The 19,634-nt window shown below is 55.3% G+C and carries 22 protein-coding genes; 12 read left to right on the forward strand and 10 right to left on the reverse strand.

Features of this window, described 5'->3' with window-relative positions:
* Window positions 1–134: 134 nt before the first annotated feature.
* A complete protein-coding gene (gene eamB / locus ACMYSK_RS06000) occupies window positions 135–722 on the reverse strand; it encodes a cysteine/O-acetylserine transporter (protein WP_434641016.1) in 588 nt (195 codons plus the stop codon).
* A 104-nt stretch (window positions 723–826) separates the two neighbouring features.
* Between eamB and ACMYSK_RS06005 the strand changes: the two genes are divergently transcribed.
* Window positions 827–1,702 (forward strand): LysR family transcriptional regulator, encoded by an 876-nt coding sequence (locus ACMYSK_RS06005; protein ID WP_434641018.1) that lies wholly within the window; start codon window positions 827–829, stop codon window positions 1,700–1,702.
* 92 nt (window positions 1,703–1,794) lie between these two features.
* Here the strand turns inward: ACMYSK_RS06005 and marB are convergent, their stop codons facing one another.
* From marB to marR, 3 genes are read right to left on the reverse strand one after another with little or no spacing between them, the layout of a single operon-like run.
* Window positions 1,795–2,001, reverse strand: coding sequence for a multiple antibiotic resistance protein MarB (marB, locus tag ACMYSK_RS06010; protein WP_434641020.1), 207 nt, complete (start codon window positions 1,999–2,001; stop codon window positions 1,795–1,797).
* A 30-nt stretch (window positions 2,002–2,031) separates the two neighbouring features.
* Window positions 2,032–2,412 (reverse strand): MDR efflux pump AcrAB transcriptional activator MarA, encoded by a 381-nt coding sequence (gene marA / locus ACMYSK_RS06015; protein ID WP_434643915.1) that lies wholly within the window; start codon window positions 2,410–2,412, stop codon window positions 2,032–2,034.
* A 17-nt stretch (window positions 2,413–2,429) separates the two neighbouring features.
* Window positions 2,430–2,864 (reverse strand): multiple antibiotic resistance transcriptional regulator MarR, encoded by a 435-nt coding sequence (gene marR / locus ACMYSK_RS06020; RefSeq protein WP_434641022.1) that lies wholly within the window; start codon window positions 2,862–2,864, stop codon window positions 2,430–2,432.
* A 246-nt stretch (window positions 2,865–3,110) separates the two neighbouring features.
* On the opposite strand from marR, the gene ACMYSK_RS06025 reads away from it, so the two are divergent.
* Window positions 3,111–3,779 carry a MarC family NAAT transporter gene (locus ACMYSK_RS06025; protein WP_434641024.1) on the forward strand — a complete coding sequence of 223 codons (669 nt, stop codon included), beginning with the start codon at window positions 3,111–3,113 and terminating at the stop codon, window positions 3,777–3,779.
* Window positions 3,780–3,866: 87 nt separating this feature from the next.
* Here the strand turns inward: ACMYSK_RS06025 and ACMYSK_RS06030 are convergent, their stop codons facing one another.
* Window positions 3,867–5,066, reverse strand: a complete 1,200-nt coding sequence (locus tag ACMYSK_RS06030; protein ID WP_434641026.1) for a sugar transporter — start codon at window positions 5,064–5,066, stop codon at window positions 3,867–3,869.
* A gap of 205 nt (window positions 5,067–5,271) precedes the next feature.
* Between ACMYSK_RS06030 and ACMYSK_RS06035 the strand changes: the two genes are divergently transcribed.
* Window positions 5,272–6,063 carry a PhzF family phenazine biosynthesis protein gene (locus ACMYSK_RS06035; protein WP_434643917.1) on the forward strand — a complete coding sequence of 264 codons (792 nt, stop codon included), beginning with the start codon at window positions 5,272–5,274 and terminating at the stop codon, window positions 6,061–6,063.
* A gap of 9 nt (window positions 6,064–6,072) precedes the next feature.
* Entirely contained in the window at window positions 6,073–6,861 is a 789-nt protein-coding gene (locus tag ACMYSK_RS06040; RefSeq protein ID WP_434641028.1) for a PhzF family phenazine biosynthesis protein, read from the forward strand.
* A gap of 49 nt (window positions 6,862–6,910) precedes the next feature.
* Here ACMYSK_RS06040 and ACMYSK_RS06045 read toward each other — a convergent pair whose 3' ends face one another.
* On the reverse strand, window positions 6,911–7,861 hold the full coding sequence (locus tag ACMYSK_RS06045; protein WP_434641030.1) for an L-lactate dehydrogenase: 951 nt from the start codon (window positions 7,859–7,861) through the stop codon (window positions 6,911–6,913).
* Between the two features lie 142 nt (window positions 7,862–8,003).
* Here ACMYSK_RS06045 and ACMYSK_RS06050 point away from each other — a divergent pair, with 142 nt between their 5' ends.
* The gene (locus ACMYSK_RS06050) at window positions 8,004–8,486 is read left to right on the forward strand and encodes a GNAT family N-acetyltransferase (RefSeq protein WP_434641032.1); all 483 of its coding nucleotides are present in this window, start codon (window positions 8,004–8,006) and stop codon (window positions 8,484–8,486) included.
* On the opposite strand, the gene ptrR is transcribed toward ACMYSK_RS06050, so the two are convergent.
* Window positions 8,440–9,318: a putrescine utilization regulator PtrR gene (gene ptrR / locus ACMYSK_RS06055; RefSeq protein ID WP_434641034.1), complete on the reverse strand. Its 879-nt coding sequence runs from the start codon at window positions 9,316–9,318 to the stop codon at window positions 8,440–8,442. The two genes, ACMYSK_RS06050 and ptrR, sit on opposite strands and share 47 nt — an antisense overlap.
* A 118-nt stretch (window positions 9,319–9,436) precedes the next feature.
* On the opposite strand from ptrR, the gene sad reads away from it, so the two are divergent.
* From sad to ACMYSK_RS06090, 7 genes are all read left to right on the forward strand, one after another.
* Window positions 9,437–10,822, forward strand: coding sequence for a succinate-semialdehyde dehydrogenase (gene sad / locus ACMYSK_RS06060; RefSeq protein WP_434641036.1), 1,386 nt, complete (start codon window positions 9,437–9,439; stop codon window positions 10,820–10,822).
* 78 nt (window positions 10,823–10,900) lie between these two features.
* Window positions 10,901–11,827, forward strand: a complete 927-nt coding sequence (glsB, locus tag ACMYSK_RS06065) for a glutaminase B (protein ID WP_434641038.1) — start codon at window positions 10,901–10,903, stop codon at window positions 11,825–11,827.
* Complete coding sequence (locus tag ACMYSK_RS06070; RefSeq protein ID WP_434641040.1) at window positions 11,827–12,195, forward strand: DUF4186 domain-containing protein; 369 nt, start codon at window positions 11,827–11,829, stop codon at window positions 12,193–12,195. Before glsB ends, ACMYSK_RS06070 begins: the two co-directional genes overlap by 1 nt.
* Window positions 12,196–12,307: 112 nt before the next feature.
* On the forward strand, window positions 12,308–13,729 hold the full coding sequence (locus ACMYSK_RS06075) for a diguanylate cyclase domain-containing protein (RefSeq protein WP_434641042.1): 1,422 nt from the start codon (window positions 12,308–12,310) through the stop codon (window positions 13,727–13,729).
* Window positions 13,730–13,810: 81 nt separating this feature from the next.
* Window positions 13,811–14,338 carry a GNAT family N-acetyltransferase gene (locus ACMYSK_RS06080; protein WP_434641043.1) on the forward strand — a complete coding sequence of 176 codons (528 nt, stop codon included), beginning with the start codon at window positions 13,811–13,813 and terminating at the stop codon, window positions 14,336–14,338.
* 103 nt (window positions 14,339–14,441) lie between these two features.
* Window positions 14,442–15,893, forward strand: a complete 1,452-nt coding sequence (locus ACMYSK_RS06085) for a tagaturonate reductase (RefSeq protein ID WP_434641044.1) — start codon at window positions 14,442–14,444, stop codon at window positions 15,891–15,893.
* Between the two features lie 297 nt (window positions 15,894–16,190).
* A complete protein-coding gene (locus tag ACMYSK_RS06090) occupies window positions 16,191–16,631 on the forward strand; it encodes a GNAT family N-acetyltransferase (RefSeq protein WP_434643920.1) in 441 nt (146 codons plus the stop codon).
* Between the two features lie 255 nt (window positions 16,632–16,886).
* On the opposite strand, the gene tam is transcribed toward ACMYSK_RS06090, so the two are convergent.
* The 3 genes from tam to ACMYSK_RS06105 all read right to left on the reverse strand — a co-directional run bounded on the left by tam (window position 16,887) and on the right by ACMYSK_RS06105 (window position 19,557).
* Window positions 16,887–17,651: a trans-aconitate 2-methyltransferase gene (tam, locus tag ACMYSK_RS06095; RefSeq protein ID WP_434641046.1), complete on the reverse strand. Its 765-nt coding sequence runs from the start codon at window positions 17,649–17,651 to the stop codon at window positions 16,887–16,889.
* A 196-nt stretch (window positions 17,652–17,847) separates the two neighbouring features.
* Window positions 17,848–18,138, reverse strand: coding sequence for a hypothetical protein (locus tag ACMYSK_RS06100; protein WP_434641047.1), 291 nt, complete (start codon window positions 18,136–18,138; stop codon window positions 17,848–17,850).
* A 228-nt stretch (window positions 18,139–18,366) separates the two neighbouring features.
* Window positions 18,367–19,557 carry an MFS transporter gene (locus ACMYSK_RS06105; RefSeq protein WP_434641049.1) on the reverse strand — a complete coding sequence of 397 codons (1,191 nt, stop codon included), beginning with the start codon at window positions 19,555–19,557 and terminating at the stop codon, window positions 18,367–18,369.
* Window positions 19,558–19,634: the final 77 nt, after the last annotated feature.

The following is a 19,634-nucleotide window of genomic DNA, read 5'->3' on the forward strand; positions in this document are numbered from 1 at the left end:
ATAAGGAATTATATGATATCCGGGAACAAATTGTGACTCAGGGAGTATTGCAAACGGCAATTCAGCCCGCTTTTTGGCCGGGTCAACCGGTGCGGATGCGCACACCGGTGCAAACCATTGCCGTTAAGCCGGTCTCAGAAAAACATCCGGGCGGCGCAGTAAACCAGCAACAGGGCCAGTATCAGATTCACGACCCGGCCATGGCGGCGGAACAGCGACTGAAACAGATGCCCGGCGAGCGCCCAGATAAGATTACCCAGACAACCGATCACCGCCAGGAGAAGACTGACTACGATGACCCAAAAAATATCCTGGGTATACGGCAAAACGAATGCTGATAAGGCGGTGATGCCGTAAAGAATGATCTTAACGTTGGCAAACTGAAGCCAGAAACTGACCCAAAAACTCAGCGGGCGCCCGCTACCGTTTGATGCTGTTGTCGAACTAGTGGCAATACGCCATGCAAGCCAGAGTATATACGCCGCCCCTATCCAGATAAGCCATCGAGTCATCGACGGAAGCAGGCTAATCAGGGTGAAGGTAAATGCGCCGCAGGCAAGCATCAGCACCAGAAAGCCTGCGCTCATCCCCAGCAAAACACGAAGACTTCGCCGCAGACCGTACTGATTTACGGAGCTCAGGGCCAGGATATTGTTTGGCCCGGGGGTTAAGGCGGTAATGAGTGTATAGGTTAAAAAACCACTGATAATCATTGGTGTCACTTGTGCTCTCCTTGTTCCTGCCGCATAGTAGCCGCCCTAAAACATTCAAAAAAGCGAATGTTTTGAATGTCAAAGTTTCAATGTTTCGATATATAGAGGGCCTTATGGATCTGCGTCGCTTCATTACCTTTAAAACGGTTGTCGAGGAGGGGTCTTTTGCTCAGGCCGCACGTAAACTCTGCTGTACTCAGTCAACCGTGACGTTTCAGATCCAGCAGCTTGAGCAGGAGCTGGCATATCCGGTTTTCGAAAAGGTAGGGCGCCGAATGGCGCTGACTCCGGCGGGAAAACTACTCTTGCCGCGCGTGAGGGAACTGACTCGTGTCCTGGACGGGATCCGGCAGATTTCTTCTGCTGAGCAGGAGATTGCCGGGGATCTGCGGGTCATGGTAGGCGAGACGCTGCTGGCCTATAAAATGCCGGAAGTGCTCCGACTCTTCAGAGCCAGAGCGCCAAAGGTACGCCTGTCTCTGCAATCGGTTAACTGCTATGTCATCCGCGATTCGTTGTTGGCTGACCAGACGGATCTGGGGGTTTTCTATCGCGTCGGGAAGGATGATGCGTTGCATATGGAGGACTTCGGGCAGCAGGAGCTGGTACTTGTTGCTTCTCCACAGCTTGAGCCGGTCGATTTTACCCGGCGGGAACAGCATATTCCGCTGAGCTTTATCATCAATGAGCCGCAGTGCGTGTTCCGGCAAATTTTTGAATCTACGCTCCGTGAAAGAAAGATAACCCTTGAAAACACGATTGAACTCTGGAGCATTGAGAGTATAAAGCAATGCGTAGCCAGTAATCTTGGCGTTTCGTTTCTGCCGCGCTTTAGCGTAGCGCGTGAACTGGCGTCTGGAGAGCTACAGGAACTGCCTTTTTCGTCTACGCCAGCCTCGATTACCGCGCTATGTGCCCATCACGCAGGCAGGACGGTCAGCCCAGCGATGCAAACGTTTATTGATTGTATGCATCATTGCCTGGATTAAACCGGCGGTGCAACGGGTGCTGTTGATTGCCATCTAACGTCAGAATCAAAAAAAAAGCCCCGTAAACGGGGCTAAATGCTCGGGTAGTGCAGTTAATTGTAATACGGTACGCCTAACTCATCCGATTTGTCGCTACCGGCAGCCATGTGATTGAAATCAAATGGAGAGTCGTTATGCTCGGAAGGCATAATCATCGCGTCGCGGTGATTGTGGCGAACCGGCGTGGTGGTTTGCTCCGCATAGCTCTGGCTTGAGGCCAGGGCGACCAGGACAATGGCAGCGGCAGCGAATAGTTTCATGATTTCCTCAATACGTCTTGTTGCAGGCGATTAACAGCAGTTGTTCAGTGGCATCAGATAGCGGGATTCACCCGGTATATTGGTCATGCGATATTTGTGCGGCGGAACGTCGAAGTAGTTTTTAAAGGTTCTCGTCAGCGTTTGTTGCGATTCGAAACCGTAGCGCTCCGCCAGGTACAAAATCGGCTCATTGCTCTGCTTGAGTTTTTGCGCGATTTCCGTCAGTTTGCGACTGCGGATGTACTGGCCTAACGAGTGACCGGTCTCTTTTTTAAACATTCTTTGCAGGTGCCATTTGGAGTAACCAGAACGCTCGGACACTTTTTCCAGCGACAGGGGCGATTCCAGGTTATCTTCAATCCACGACAAAATACTATGGATAGTGATGGCGTCATTATTGCGTCTGGACATCATCTTACCTCTTCTTATTACGGCAGAACTTTCTTGAGTAAATGCTCAAGGGTGACCACTTCATCCGCCGACAGATTTTTTGTTAATTCCTGGTGCAATTTCTGACCCACAACCTGATGACACTGCTCACAAAGGGCCGCACCGTCTGATGTCAACTGCACCAGTACGCCGCGCTTGTCATTGGGGTTGGGTAACCGTTCAATCCAGCCTTTACAGACCAGACGGTCGAGCATGCGCGTCATTGCGCCTGGGTCGACCGAAAGCACGGTTTTCAGCTCAACGGGGGTAATACATACTTCGCAACGAATGGAACAGAGCACCCGGAACTGGGTGGACGTAATATCCATAGGTGAGAGGTACTCGTTGAGCAGGCGATCTTTTTTCTGGTTAACCATCTGGATTAAGCGACCGAGGGGGATCATTTCGTTAAACAGATCGCTTGTGTTTTTCACAATGGTTGCCCAGGCAAGTAGTTAATTGCTGCTGATATTATTGCCTAGGCAATCATAAGTCAACCTGATGAATTAGACGATGACACGTTTTGCTAAAACGGGTGCTCCGCCTGGCTTGAGGCGGCGATACCGCGGTCCGTAAAGGGGGGAGCAGGCGATAAGCACTGGAATGATATTGATGACAAAAGTTATACTTACGCGGCGAAACTTTTTAATAGTGGAAGATAAACGGGGCCTTAATTCATTATGATTGAACTCTTTCAAGCGATAGGTCTGGGGCTGGTGGTCATCTTACCGCTGGCGAACCCGCTGACTACCGTTGCGTTGTTCCTTGGTCTGGCTGGCAATATGAACAACGAGGAGCGCAACAAACAATCGCTGATGGCCTCGGTGTATGTATTCATCATCCTGATGGTTGCGTGGTACGCCGGTCAGGTGGTGATGAGCACCTTCGGTATTTCCATTCCCGGTCTGCGCATTGCCGGCGGGCTGATTGTTGCCTTTATCGGTTTTCGGATGCTTTTCCCGCAGCAGAAATCGCATGACTCGATGGAAGCGAAGATGAAATCCGAAGAGTTGGTGGATGAACCGTCGGCCAATATTGCCTTTGTGCCGCTGGCCATGCCGAGCACCGCGGGACCGGGGACCATCGCGATGCTGATCAGTACGGCGTCGACGGTGAAACACGGCGTTGATTTTCCAGACTGGGTGGTACTGGCTGCACCGCCGATCATCTTCGCTCTGGTCGGGATAATCCTCTGGGGCTGCCTGCGCAGTTCAGGGGCGATTATGCGCCTGGTGGGTAAAGGGGGGATCGAGGCGATTTCTCGCCTGATGGGCTTTCTGCTGGTCTGTATGGGTGTACAGTTTATTATCAACGGCGTACTGGAAATTATTACTACCTATCACGCCTGATAATGTCGGTATTGCCTCAGCTGCGAACCGGAAACAAAAAAACCTGCCGATGAGACCACCGGCAGGTTTTTTTATTGCATCACTGCATCAGGAGTGATGCGGCTGCTGATCGTCCAGCGACACTGGCCAGCGGCGGAATATCATCACTGACCACACCAGCGCCACCAGCGCCGGAATCGCCCCGACATAGCCGATAGAACCCATCGAAAGATGCGTGCTGACCTGGCTGCCGACCAGCGCGCCCGCGCCGATGCCGATATTGAAGATCCCCGAAAACAGCGACATCGCCACGTCGGTGGCATCCGGTGCCAGCGCCAGAACCTTCACCTGCATCCCGAGGCCAATAATCATAATGGCGACACCCCAGAAGAGACTTAACACCATCAGATGGTTAGCGCTTTGCGACGCGGGGAGCAGCAGCAAGAGGCTGGCCAGCAGCAGGCCAATAGCGATGCTAATCAGTCCCGAAGCATGCTGGTTGCCCAGCTTACCGAACAGCACGCTGCCGATGATGCCTGCGCCGCCGAGGGTCAGCAGCAGTAAGGTGGCAAAATTACCGCTCAAACCGGCCACCGTTTGCACAAACGGCTCAATATAGCTGTAGGCGGTGTAGTGTGCGGTAACCACAATGACGGTCAGCAGATAGATGCTGAGCAGCGCCGGGCGGCGGAACAGTACCGGCAGACTCTTCAACGAGCCGGAATGCTCGCTGGGCAGCTTTGGCAGCAGTTTGAACAGGCATACGAGCGTCACCAGTGCGCCCAGACCGATCGCCAGGAAGGTGGTCCGCCAGCCAAAATACTGGCCGACAATGCGCCCGATAGGAATGCCGAATACCATTGCCAGTGCGGTACCGGTCGCAATCAGGCTCAGCGCCTGCGCCCGTTTGCCCGGTGGCGCCAGGCGAATCGCTAATGCGGAAGTGATGGACCAGAAAACCGCGTGCGCGAAGGCGATACCGATACGGCTGATCACCAGAACATTAAAGCTCCAGGCAAAAAACGACAGCACGTGGCTGGCAATAAACAAAATAAACAGGCCTATCAGCAGGCGGCGGCGCTCCATCTGGCTGGTCAGCAGCATAAACGGCAGCGACATTAAGGCGACTACCCACGCATAGATGGTCAGCATCATGCCCACCTGGGCGGTTTCCATGCCGAAGCTGTCGGCAATATCGGACAGCAGACCGACAGGGGCGAATTCGGTGGTGTTAAAAATGAATGCGGCGATCGCAAGCGTGACTACCCGAAGCCACGCGACCCTGCGTGAAACCGTGTTTGTAATCATAGATTCTGGACTGGTTACTAAAGAGGAAGAAGAGGCCCCGATCTTAAAACGATTACTGGTGAAAATACAATCGTTTTGTGATCTGGATCTCACTATGCTTTTAAGCGTCATTTATAAGCTAACGGATTCATTTTTATATAGATCGTGTACATGACGCGCTTTTATGTCATGTTGAATAAAAGTAAAAAACAGGAAGGGTTGTATGATGCAGGAAATTGATTTTTACCTGGTGGATGCCTTCAGCGATCGCAATTTTGGCGGCAATGCCGCCGCGGTGTGTCCACTCACCGAATGGTTACCGGACGAAACGCTGCTGAGTATGGCACAACAGCACAACCAGTCCGAAACCGCATTTTTTGTGCGCACCGACGAAGGGTATGAGCTGCGCTGGTTCACCACGCTGCATGAGATCAACCTCTGCGGCCACGCCACGCTGGCCTCTGCGCACATTATCTTTGAATATCTCGATCATCCTTCTGCCACCGTTGTTTTCAGCACCCGTTTTGTGGGAGAGCTGAGGGTAACGCGCAACGGCGACTGGCTAACGCTGGACTTCCCGGCGTGGCAAACCACGCCGGTTGTCACACCGCCGCCGGAGCTGCTTGCCGGGCTTGGCCTGGAGAAGGCCGTAGAGATTCGCGAGGGGCGGGATTATCTGGTTATCCTCGAAAACCGTAAACAGGTGGAAGCCGTACAGCCGAATATGCAGCTGCTTGAACGGACGGGCAAAATGATCTGCATCAGCGCCGCCGACGATGAATATGATTTCGTCAGCCGCTTTTTCTGCCCGGGTGAAGGGGTGGCTGAAGACCCGGTTACCGGGTCGGCGCACAGTATGTTGATTCCCTACTGGGGAGAGAAACTCGGTAAACCGACCCTGCAGGCACGCCAGGTCTCGGCGCGCGGCGGCGATCTGCGCTGCCAGTGGCAGGGTGACCGGGTACTGATTGGCGGGCAGGCGACAACCTATATGATCGGCACCATCACGTTACGCTAAGGAGACGCCGTGAAAGAGATCCCTATGTATCTGGTGTCCGCATTCAGCGATCGGCCTTTTTCCGGCAACCCGGCGGCGGTCTGCCTGCTGGATGCGTGGCTGGCGGATGATATTTTGCTGAAGATGGCGCAGGAGCACAGTCAGTCGGAAACCGCTTTCGTGGTATGTGAAGGCGAAGGGTTTTCCCTGCGCTGGTTCACGACCCGTAATGAGGTGAACCTGTGTGGCCATGCCACGCTTGCCAGCGCACACGTTATTTTTCACCATCTCGATTATCCGCATGCGGCTATCCATTTTGCTACCGCTTCCGGCCGCTTGACCGTCAGCCGGGAAGGGGACTGGCTAACCCTGGATTTCCCGGCGGGTGCAACGCAGGAAAGCACGCCGCCAGCCGCTTTGCTCGCCGGGTTAGGCATTGACCGCTACGTCAGCGCCCGCCTGGGCCGGGCATGGCTTATCGAGCTGGCCAGTCGTGAGGAGGTTGCCGCCGTACGTCCGACTATCTCGGCGATGACGCCCGGCGAACATAAGGTGACGATTACCGCGCCAGGGGATGGCGAGTATGACTTTGTCAGCCGCTTTTTCTCCCCGGGGGAGGCGGTGTGGGAGGATCCGGTCACCGGGTCTGCGCACACGATGCTGATTCCGTTCTGGAGTGAGAAGCTGGGGAAAAGCAACATGCTGGCCCGCCAGATATCGGCGCGCGGCGGCGATGTGCGCTGTGAGCTGAAAGGCGATCGCGTGCTGATGGCCGGGCAGGCGGTAACCTGGCTGCAGGGAAAAATTTTCCTGCGCTGATGTCTGAACTTACCGGGCCAGTGGACCCGGTAACGACGAGGCGCTTTGCTTAACGTGCCTCGAGACGCGCGATATTAGCTTTAATGACGTCTACGGAATGACGGAATTTCTCTGTCTCGTCCGCCGCCAGCTGGAGTTCGATAATCTGCTGAACACCGCTCTGCGCCAGTACGGCCGGTACGCCGACGGCGACATCATGCATGCCGTACTCACCATCAAGAACACACGAGATAGCCAGGGCGCGATGGCTCCCGGTGAAAATATTACGGCAGATTTCGGCGATGGTGCCGGCGACCCCGTATTCTGTACAGCCTTTCCCGGCGTAAATCTCAAACCCAAGGGTGCGGACCTTCTCGGCGATCTGCTGACGGTCCAGCACCTGGCCGGTATGTTTCAGATAGACATCGGCAATCGGGGAACCGTAAACCGACGAGTGGGACCACACCGGAAACTGAGTATCGCCATGTTCGCCGAGAATAAAAGCGTCAATGCTCTGGGCGCCTATATCCAACGCTTGCGCCAGCACCCGACGTAAGCGGGTGGTATCCAGCCAGACGCCGGTGCCTATCACCTGGTTGCGCGGCAGTCCGGAAAGCTTCCATACCTGCCAGGTAATAATATCGCAAGGGTTGGTGGCAATCAGAAAGATCCCGTTGAAGCCGTTAGCCATCATTTGCGGGACGATGCCGCTGACGATTCTGGCGGTCGCGTTCAGCTCGTCGAGGCGGGTCTGACCTTGTTTCAGCGTCCCTCCGGAAACGGTAATCACCGCAATATCCACATCGGCACAGTCGCTGACATCTCGCGTTGAAATGGTCATCATGCCCGGCATATAGGCGGCGGCATCGCTAAGATCCTGGGCATGCGCCTGCGCTCTGGTCGTATTGAGGTCGACGAGGATCAGCTCTTCACAGATAGTCTGGTTCAACAATGCGTAGGCCGCCGAGGTGCCCACATTACCAGCCCCGATAATCATCACCTTGCGTGCTTTGGTATTCATGCTTCATTCCCGATATCAAGTCATCCCATAAAATTACTGCCGTTCAATTGCTTAGCGCAAGAGGGGGCGAGTTGTATAAGTTAAAGCTATGAGAAAGGGGTGTACGCCCTGCGCTACAGTAGGTGAAAAAAGGAGCACACCTATGTATACCATCGCCCCAACATCATTGACCGATTCGGATCTGACTGCGCTGATTGCCCGACTGGATGCCTATCAGGAATCCCTCTATCCGGCGGAAAGTAACCATCTGATTGATCTGAGCCTGCTGGCGGCGGAATCGGTGATTGTGCTGCTAATCCGGGATCCACAACAGCAGGCGGTCGGCTGCGGGGCGATTGTGCTCGGCGATGAAGGGTTTGGCGAAATGAAACGCGTCTTTATTGACCCGGAACATCGTGGACAGAAGCTAGGAGAGCGGCTGCTGGAGGCGCTGGAAGCGGAAGCACTGCGTCGGGACTGCCATACCGTGCGACTGGAGACCGGGATCCATCAGCAGGCGGCGGTCAGATTGTATACCCGCGGCGGTTATCAGACCCGCTGCGCCTTTGCTCCGTATCAACCCGACCCGCTTAGCCTGTTTATGGAGAAACTGCTCGTTGCCGATCTTCGTTCAGCTGTTCTATAAACGCCTCTAGCTGGCGGGTTTTCGCGCCGCGTCGCCAGACCAGCCAGGTGGTCAGCCAGCGCCACTCCTCGGCCAGCGGCCAGGCTGATACCTGCTGGTGGCCGGGCATGCTCTCCAGCATACTGCGCGGGATCAGCGCCAGCCCGGCACCGGCAATCACGCAGGCCAGCATCCCGTGGTAGGACTCCATTTCATGGATCCGACCCGGCGTCGCCCGGTCGGCGTGAAACCAGCTTTCAAAATGACGTCGATAGGAGCAGTTGGCGCGAAAGGCATAAACATTATTGCCGTTCACCTCGCTGGCGCGGGTAATCGGCGGATGGCCGAAGGGGGCCACGATCATCATCTCTTCAGGGAAGACCGGTAGACCCTCGAGGCCGGGGTGCACCAGCGGCCCGTCAACAAATGCCGCGCTTAAAGTTCCCTCCAGTACGCCATCAATCATCGTGCCGGAAGGCCCGGTAGACAGCGCAAGATGAATTTTCGGATAGCGTTGGTTATAGAGCGCCAGCGTCGACGGAATACGAACCGCGGCTGTACTCTCCAGCGAACCCAGCGAAAACAGCCCCTGCGGTTCATCTCCGGCAACAACCATTCGGGCTTCATCGACCAGCGCAAGGATCTGCTGGCTATAGCGTAAAAAACTGTGTCCCGCAGGTGAGAGACGCAGCCGCTGGTTCTCACGAATAAACAGCTCGACGCCGAGATCGGCCTCCAGCTGGCGGATACGGGTTGTCAGATTTGACGGGACGCGATGCACCTTCTGCGCGGCCTGGGTAATGCTGCCGGTGCTGGCGACGGCGTTAAACATCTCAAGCTGGGTCAGGTCCATATTGTTCTTCTTTCGTGAATGGGTTGCTTAATATTATTCATTTTCAATGAAAATAAGGGTAAGCCAGAATGAGGTCAATTCGCAATCAACATTCGTCATCAACAGAGAGAGCATAACGATGAATTTATCTGCAACTCACGCGGTTTCCGTCAACCCGGCCACGGGAGAAAGGGTGTCGTCTCTGCCCTGGGCGAGCGAACAAGAAGTCGATGCCTCCATTGCGCTTGCTGAGCAAGGCTATCGCCAGTGGCGTACGGTGAGCCTCGCCCAGCGCGCCGACGCCCTGCGTAAAGTGGGTAGCGCGCTGCGTGCCCGCGCCGAAGAGATGGCGCAAATGATCAGCCTTGAGATGGGCAAACCGATTGCTCAGGCGCGCGGTGAAGTGACCAAATCGGCGAATCTTTGCGACTGGTATGCTGAGCACGGCCCGGCCATGCTGGCGACCGAAGCAACCCAGGTCGAAAACAACAAGGCGGTCATTGAGTATCGTCCGCTGGGTGCCATTCTCGCCATTATGCCGTGGAACTTCCCGCTGTGGCAGGTATTACGCGGTGCGGTTCCGATTCTGCTGGCGGGGAACAGCTATCTGCTTAAACACGCGCCGAACGTGATGGGTAGCGCGGCGCTGATTGGCGAGATTGTGAATCAGGCCGGACTGCAGGCGGGCGTATTTGGCTGGGTGAACGCGACGAACGACGGCGTTTCACAGATGATTAACGACTCCCGGATTGCCGCAGTGACGGTAACCGGCAGCGTGCGCGCCGGGAAGGCGATCGGCGCCCAGGCCGGCGCTGCGCTGAAGAAATGCGTACTGGAGCTGGGTGGGTCCGATCCGTTTATCGTCCTGAATGATGCCGACCTCGATGAGGCGGTAAAAGCCGCGGTGATTGGCCGCTATCAAAATACCGGGCAGGTTTGTGCCGCCGCCAAGCGTTTTATTGTCGAAGCCGGGATTGCCGAGACCTTCAGCAAAAAATTTGTCGCCGCCGTTGCAGAGCTGAAAATGGGCGATCCGCGGGACGAAGCCAACTATCTTGGGCCAATGGCGCGTTTCGATCTGCGCGATGAGCTGCATCAACAGGTCATGGCCACGCTGGCAGAAGGGGCGACCTTGCTCGCAGGAGCCGAGAAAATTGCGGGCGCCGGTAACTACTATGCACCAACCGTGCTGGGTAACGTCACGCCGGAAATGACCGGATTCCGCCAGGAGCTGTTTGGCCCGGTGGCGACCATTACCGTAGCGCGGGATGCATCCCATGCGCTGACGCTGGCAAATGACAGCGAATTCGGCCTGTCGGCTACCGTCTATACCGCCAGCGTTGATGAAGCAGAGCGTTTTTCTCGCGAGCTGGAGTGCGGCGGCGTCTTTATCAACGGCTACAGCGCCAGCGATGCACGCGTGGCGTTTGGCGGGGTGAAGAAGAGCGGTTTTGGCCGCGAGCTGTCTCATTTTGGCCTGCATGAGTTCTGCAACGTCCAGACCGTATGGAAAGACCGTCGCTAGCGGAAGTCACACCTGACGACCGTCGCCGCGCTCTGCTATACTCCCTGCCCGAATTTGACGGCGGGCAAGGAGCCGGGTGTGGCGACGGTCATCAATAATGCAATGCTGGAAACCATTCTGGCAGAAATCAGGCCGCTGATTGGGCGCGGCAAGGTGGCGGATTATATTCCGGCGCTGGCGAGCGTCAGCGGTAATAAGCTCGGTGTGGCCATTTGTACGGTGGAAGGAGAGCACTATTTCGCCGGCGATGCCCACGAGCGTTTTTCCATTCAATCTATCTCCAAAGTGCTGAGTCTGGTGGTGGCAATGAACCACTATCAGGAAGAGGAGATCTGGCAGCGGGTAGGGAAAGATCCTTCCGGTCAGCCGTTCAACTCTTTATTACAGCTGGAAATCGAACAGGGTAAGCCGCGTAACCCCTTTATTAATGCCGGGGCGCTGGTGGTCTGCGATATGCTACAAAGTCGACTAAGCGCGCCGCGACAGCGAATGCTGGAGATCGTGCGTCGTCTGAGCGGCGTAGCGGATATTGCTTACGATCCGCTGGTGGCGCGTTCGGAGTTCGAGCATTCGGCGCGTAACGCTGCTATCGCCTGGCTGATGAAATCGTTCGGCAACTTCCATAATGATGTGGCGACGGTGCTGCAAAACTATTTCCACTACTGTTCGCTGGAAATGAACTGCGTTGAACTGGCGCGCACGTTTCTGTTCCTCGCCGACCGCGGCATTGCTCCGCATCTGGATACTCCGGTTATTGCCCCTATCCAGTCGCGGCAGGTGAACGCCCTGATGATGACCAGCGGGATGTACCAGAATGCCGGCGAGTTTGCCTGGCGCGTCGGGCTACCGGCAAAATCGGGTGTAGGCGGGGGAATTGTGGCAATCGTACCGCAGGAGATGGCTATCGCGGTGTGGAGTCCGGAACTGGATGCGGCCGGTAACTCACTGGCGGGGACTGCGGTGCTGGAAAAACTGACGCAACGCCTGGGAAGGTCGGTATTCTGATGGAGACCTTGGATCATTTATTTGCTCGTCTTCAGCGCTCGACGTTTCGTTCCCGTTTTCATCTTGGCATGAAAGAGCGACAGTACTGTTTTGATAAAGGGCCGGAGATCATCGACCAGCACGCGGCGGATTTTATTGCCCGCCGTCTGGCGCCAGCGCATATTCCGAATGATGGAAAACAGACGCCGATGCGCGGCCATCCGGTGTTTATCGCCCAGCATGCCACTGCGACCTGCTGTCGTGGCTGCCTGGCGAAGTGGCATGCTATTCCTGCCGGGCGGGAACTGACCGACCGGGAGCAGGAATATGTGGTGCAGGTGATTCACCGCTGGCTGGTTATCCAGATGCATTTATCCGAACGTCGTTAATGCGCATTTATTCGGCATGGGTATGCCGGATAAATATTCTCATGCTATGATAATCCGCTAACTAATTATTAACATAATAATTGCCTGAAACAATTAGACGGATCATTACTGAATGTCTTCACTGTCGATTCGGTTATTCACGCTGTTTCGTGAGGAACACCCCGTGCGTGACGCACTGGTGCTATTCACTCTGACTTTACTGCTCCATTTTTTCGGCGCCATGCTGCGTCTGGTACAAGAACTGTCATTTTTCTGGCCACTTAATGCGGTGATGGCCGGGATCTTTGCGCGCTATGTCTGGCTGAATCGCAGCTATTTTTATGCGACCTGTTTTGTGGCGATGATGGTCTATGACGGTCTGACCTCGCGCTGGGGGATGGGCTTCGCCTCGCTGCTGATCAACCTCTCGAATATTGTCTTTATCGTAACGCTGGCACAGCTGGTGCTTTGGGATAAGCGGCGTACGGGCTCCATGCCAGGGCCGATTAATGTGCTGAATTTGTTCTGTTATTGCCTGCTTGCGGCGTTTCTTAGCGCCGCCGTTGGTGCGCTTGGCTCTATGGATGTCGAGCGGGAGACGTTCTTTTCTCTGCTGGCCGACTGGTTTAGCGAACAGTTCTCGACCGCGGTGCTGATCCTGCCGTTTATCCTGACGCTGACGATCCCTTCGACGCTGAGCGGTTTTCGCTGGAGTCAGCTGCTCCCGATGATTGTGCTGGTGATGTCCATTCTTCTGGGCGTTGCCGTGGGGGGCGCTGAAAGTATCACTTTCCCGCTACCAGCGCTTATCTGGTGTGCCATTCGCTACCCTTTGCCGCTGACCTGCCTGCTGACTTTTGTTACCGGGGTCGGGGAGATCCTGCTGGTGGCGAACGCCTTGATTCATCTCTCGCCCGATGCACATCTGCGGCCGTGGCAGCTGTTCTCAACGCGGCTCGGTATTGCCGCTATGCTCATTAGCCCGGTGATTGTTGCCTCAAGCGTGGAAGCCATTAATAACCTGGTGAAACAGCTGGCGCTGCGGGCCGATTTTGATTTCCAGACTCGCGTTTATTCGCGTTCCGGATTGAGTGAGGCGCTGAAGCGTCAGCCCCAAATTGAAACGCAGCAGCTTACGGTGATGCTGCTGGATATCGACGGCTTCAAGCGGGTCAATGATAGCTGGGGGCATGAGTGTGGGGATTGCGTGCTGGCTCAGTTTGCGCAGCGGGTTCGCGAGCTGGTTGGTGAGCAGGGGCTGGTCGCGCGTATTGGCGGGGAAGAGTTTGCCGTTGCTCTGCTGAGCGCGACGCCGCAGGACGGTCAGCTGCTGGCGGAGAAAATTCGCCAGGGCGTGGCGGAACAGACATTCATCTGGGGACAACAGCAGATTAAGCTGACCCTCAGTATAGGTCTGGCGTGTCGCCCGGTTGGCTCAGGGCGAATTACTGAGCTCTTTAATCAGCTGCTGATGGCCGCCGATGATTATCTTGTCAGTGCCAAGGAAGCCGGGCGGAACCGTATTTGTACTTCGACCCTCGTGGATAATCGGTAATAAGAAAATACGATGTTAGTTTTGCTTGTGTTAAATAAAAGTTAAAAACATAGTGATGTGGTCAATTTCATGGAGCGACCAATGACCACATCCTTTTCTCTTCGTACGCTGTCTTGCAACGATATTCTCGATAATATTTCTTCCCTGAGCGATGTTCTGACCGATTGCGTTAATGGCGGTGCATCCGTCAGCTTTATGCTGCCTTTTTCTCTGCATACGGCGCGTGCGTTCTGGTTGCGCATTGCCCAAAGCGTTGCGGCAGGAGAACGTCTTGTGCTGGTGGCAGAAAATGCCGGGCAGATCCTGGGAACGGTGCAGCTGATTATCGACCAGCCGGAAAACCAACCACATCGTGCCGACGTCGCTAAACTTTTGGTTCACCAAAACGCGCGGCGTCAGGGTCTGGCGAATGCGCTAATGAACTACCTGGAGCAGCTTGCCCGCGAGCAGGGCAAGTCTGTTCTGGTGCTCGATACGGCAACCGGCAGCGGCGCTGAACGTTTCTATGTCCAGTGTGGCTGGGAAAAAGCCGGGGAAATTCCGCGCTATGCCTTAATGCCAGACGGGACGATGACCGCCACCTCATTGTTCTATAAGTTCCTGCAATAACAGAGACAGGTTTGATCAAAACACGGTTTTACTCTTAGAGAAAGCTGATAAGTTATTACACCAATTACTCAGGTTGTATGACTACTCTACGAGGGAACCTATTGTGAAAACATTAAATCGTCGTGATTTTCCCGGCGCGCAGTACCCTGAACGTATCATCCAGTTTGGTGAAGGTAACTTTCTTCGGGCATTTGTCGACTGGCAACTTGACCTGCTGAATGAGCATACCGACCTGAACGCTGGCGTGGTGATTGTTCGCCCCATTGAGAGCGCATTCCCTCCGTCGCTTAGTACGCAGGATGGGCTGTACACCACGATTATTCGCGGACTGAACGAACAGGGGGAAGCGGTCAGCGATGCGCGTCTCATCCGTTCGGTAAACCGGGAAATCAGCGTATACGCTGACTACGACGCTTTTCTTCAGCTGGCGCATAACCCGGATATGCGATTTGTGTTTTCCAATACCACCGAAGCCGGTATCAGCTACCACGCAGGCGATCGCTTTGACGATGCGCCGGCGGTGAGCTACCCGGCGAAACTGACCCGTCTGCTGTATGAGCGCTACAGCCACTTTAACGGCGCGGCGGATAAAGGCTGGGTCATTATCCCTTGCGAACTGATCGACTATAACGGCGAAGCGCTGCGCGAGCTGGTGCTGCGCTATGCCCATGAATGGGCGCTCCCGGCGGCATTTATCACCTGGCTACAGGATGCCAACGCCTTCTGTTCGACGCTGGTGGACCGGATTGTCACGGGCTATCCGCGCGATGAAGCTGCGGCTATCGAAGCAGAGCTGGGCTACAAGGACGGTTTTCTCGCAACCGCTGAGCACTTCTATCTGTTTGTTATTCAGGGGCCTAAATCGCTGGCCGCTGAACTGCGACTGGATAAACTGCCGCTGAATGTGCTGATTGTTGACGATATTAAACCGTATAAGGAACGGAAGGTGGCGATCCTCAACGGAGCGCACACCGCGCTGGTGCCGGTTGCTTTCCAGGCGGGGCTGGATACCGTAGGCGAAGCCATGAATGACCCGGCAGTCTGTGCTTTCGTCGAAAAGGCGATTTATGAAGAGATTATCCCGGTACTCGATCTGCCGCGCGATGAGCTCGAGTCTTTTGCCAGCGCGGTGACAGGGCGTTTTCGCAATCCGTATATCAAACATCAGCTACTCTCTATTGCGCTAAACGGGATGACCAAGTACCGTACCCGCATTCTGCCGCAGCTGCTGGCAGGGCAGGCAAAATCAGGGAAGCTCCCGGCGCGGTTGACGTTTGCGCTGGCGGCGTTGATTGCGTTCTATCGCGCAGAGCGTGATGGCGAAACCTATCCGGTGCAGGATGACGCCGAATGGATGATGCGCTATCAGACGCTGTGGGCACAGCATCGCGATGCGCAGCTCAGCACCAGTGAACTGGTGAAAGCGGTGCTCTCGGTCTCGTCCCATTGGGAGCAAGACCTGACGCAGGTTAAAGGACTCGTTGAACAGGTGACGCTGGACCTGGATGCGATTCTGCTGCGAGGGATGCGTGAGGCGGTGAAGCCGCTGTGCTGAAATAATGTTTGCTGATTAATCAGTGACCCGGCCACGGCCGGGTTATTAATAAACCCGTATTAGTTACAACATACATTGATGTTGCATTAACTCCAGACCGTGCAGGCCGGTCACTCCGCAGATGTTTTGCCGGGCAGAAATCCTCGGTGCTTTCAGACAAAGACGAATAGGGGCAAATTGTGCCCCTGCCGCTTGAAGTATTTTTCGGGCAGGAAAATAATGGGTTATCGTAACGGTTCGGTAACCGCCGATCGCACGCATTACCTGCGTGGTTCAGGCGCCAGAAGAGGAAAGCCCATGCTCATTGATATTCGTGAAATCTGTGCGCAAGACCAAATGCAGTGGCTCCAGCTATGGGAAGGCTATACCTCCTTTTATGGCAGCCCCCAGCCGGCCGATGTGACGGAATACACCTGGCAACGTTTACTGGATCGCAACTCGCCGCTCCTGGGCCGCGTAGCAGAGCTTGATGGCCGCGTGGTGGGCTTCGCGATTTGCGTTCTCCATGAAGGGACCTGGGTGAAAACCCCGATATGCTATCTGGAAGATCTGTTTGTTGACCCGGAGGTGCGTGGCCGCGGCATTGCGAGGCAATTAATGCAGGCACTGCGTACGGAAGCCAAAGAGCAGGGATGGTCTCGTCTTTACTGGCATACACGGACAGATAATCCGGCCCGGAGGTTGTATGACGAATTCACCCCCGCCGATGATTACGTGCGTTATCGCATAACCTGTTAAAACAGCTAACAAGAGAAGATGTTGTTGAGCGGTGTCTGTCTACTGGCTGAAAACAACGCAGGAGAATCAACAATGGAAAAACGCATCGAGACCACCATTAACCTGATTATGTTTCTTTCGCTGCTGGCCACCGCCTGGGATCTCTCCCTGGTGCACCATCTTTCCTGGTAAACCTGCTCACGGCGCCCGCTTCGGCGCCGTGATTGGGGCATCGAATCAGCCGTTCTTCCCGATACCGATCTTTGCCGCCTGCATTCAGGCGCTGTGCTTGCGCTGCGCCACGATAAACAGGCGCGGAAACAATAATAATACCTTTCCGTTACACTGTAACGGATAGTGCTGCTGCAAAAGCGCCAGATAGCGGGTCAGGAAAGCCTCCCGCTGAGCGGCATCGAGCGGTTGCAGATAGGGGCGCAGCCCGGTGGATTGTAGCCAGTCAATAATCGCCTGATGCGATTCCAGCGGGTGATAATAGGTTGTCCGCCAGATATCCACCTCACACCCGCAGGCGGTGAGGATATCGTAATATGCCTGTGCGCTCGGGAGAGGATGCCGCCCGCTCTCCGGGAATCCGAGTTCCTGCGCAACCTGACGCATCAGCGTATGGGACGGTTCCTGCCAGTTGTCCGGCATCTGCACCGCCAGTATGCCGTTGTCCGCCAGTTGATTGACCAGATGCGGAAACAAGGTCTCATGATCCGTCAGCCACTGTAACGAGGCGTTCGCATAGAGGAGATCCGCCGGACGAACGGGGTGATATTCACGAATATCGGCGGCGACGAACCGGCAGGCCGGTAGTGCCTGGGCAGCGTCATCGAGCATCGCCGGTGAGCTATCCACCCCGATAAGCGTCGCTTTTGGCCAGGTGTGATGGAGTAACGCGGTGCTATTACCGGGGCCGCAGCCCAGGTCGACGGCGAAGGTGACGGAATGCTGTGCAATTCGGGCGACTAATTCAGCGGCGGGGCGCGTACGTTCTGCGCCAAACTTCAGATAGAGGGAGGGATTCCAGTCTGCCATGGTTGACTCCGGATAAGGTATACGCGTTCACCAGCATAGAGGGCAATGCCGCCGGATAAAACGTATTTTGTCGCGCATTAATATTTTGTCGCGATTATTGTGACAACGTCACATAACGTCAGGGTAATGTAACACAAGGTTCGGCGCGCAGAAAATGGCGCAAGGGAGATGCCGGGGAACCCGGCATACGGCAGGCTTAATCGCTCTCCTTGAGCGCTTCAGCGCGTTTGGCGGTGGCGTAGACAAAATCCAGCATCGGCTCCAGATCGGTATCATGTCCGGCCTGGATGATTTTACCGCGCAGCCATTCAATTTCGCTGGTGATATCCGGGTGGAAGATATTGTTGTCCTGAGCTTTACGCAGCCATTTCAGCAGAAAGTTGTTCTTTCCTCTGACCCCACCTGCTTTTTTTGATTTTCCATGAATTTTCAGCGCGACTAAGATGCAGTAATAGAAATGAACGCGCTGATTAAAGCTTTGATGCATTTGCGTATTTCCCGCCAGGCTTAAGAACTCACCGTAGAGGCCAGTGATTTGGGTTGGGTTACGTAGCGGGCCGGATCTTTGATTACGCGATCTCTGTTATGCCACCCGTCACGTCAGTACGCCTGTAACCAGACGTGACGAGGATGTTGGCACGGATGCCGAATCGCAGTCAATTGTTGATTAATTTTTTGCCCATACCGGCAACCTGTGGCCGCCGGAGACCATGCCTCAGACACGGTGCAAACCGGTGTGTTGTTGCAGATACACACGCAAAACCAGGAAGAATGCCAGCACGACGACCACCGCCGCCAGCAGATAAATGGTATCCAGAGCATAGTAACCGGCGACCCACCCGGCGACTGGACCGGTTAACCCCAGGGCTAAATCGAGAAAGGCCGAATAGGTACCCAGCGCGGTTCCCTGGTTTTGTTCTTCAACTTGCCTGACCGCTTCCACACCGAGCGCCGGGAAAACTAAAGAGAAACCACAACCGGTCAGCAGCGCGCCACAGCCGGCTATCCAGGCGGAGGGGGCGAGCCAGATGATCACCAGTCCGGCACATTCGACAACGAAGCAGACCAGAGAGACGCGAACGCCGCCGTAACGCGTAATCGTATTGCCGGCAACCAGACGAATGCAGATAAACCCGGCGCTAAACAACGACAGGGTAAATGCCGCGCCTTGCCAGTGCTGTGCGGTAAAGTAGAGCGTAATAAAGGTCGCGATAACCCCGAATCCCACCGTTCCTAATGCCAGGCCGAGGCCATAGGGCCAGATCTTACGCACCACCACGTGAAACGGCGCTCTGACGCCGGCGGTGACGCTGACATCCTGGCGCGTACGGGCAAAAAGCAGGCCGATAACCGCGACCAGAACCACCACGGCGGCAAAGCCGCTGATGCCAAAATAGCTATTCAGCATCACCCCGAGCGGCGCACCAACGGCCATCGCCACATAGGTGGCTACGCCATTCCACGAGATAACCCGCGAAGTATGAATCGCCCCCACGGTTTTGATCCCCCACAGCGTTGCCCCGGTAGCGGTAAAGCTTTCGCCGACGCCGAGAAAAATGCGACCAATCAGTAACGCGGTTATCGCCAGTAGCGGTATCGACTGCAAAACGACGGCACACAGCGTGAACAGGCCGCTTAGCAGGCAGCAGACGATCCCCAGACTGACGACTTTTTTCGGCCCCCAAATATCCGCGTAACGTCCGGCGTGCGGGCGGCTGAACAGCGTCGAAATGTACTGCAGACTGATAACAACACCGGCGATGAGCGTACTGTAGCCCAGTTGGTAGTGGATATATCCGGGCAACACGGCAAGCGGCAGGCCGATAGAGAGATAGCAGATACAGGTGAAAACGACGATCGAGATAATGCGCAGATTGAGCTGAGTATTACTGACAGAAGAGGTCATAACGTCATGGTATTTCAAACGAAGGTGTAAGCAGCATATCCCAGACCCGGCCGTCCGGACGAGCACAGGATGCGTTT

Source organism: Klebsiella sp. I138 (assembly GCF_051131765.1).
Classification (GTDB): domain Bacteria; phylum Pseudomonadota; class Gammaproteobacteria; order Enterobacterales; family Enterobacteriaceae; genus Klebsiella.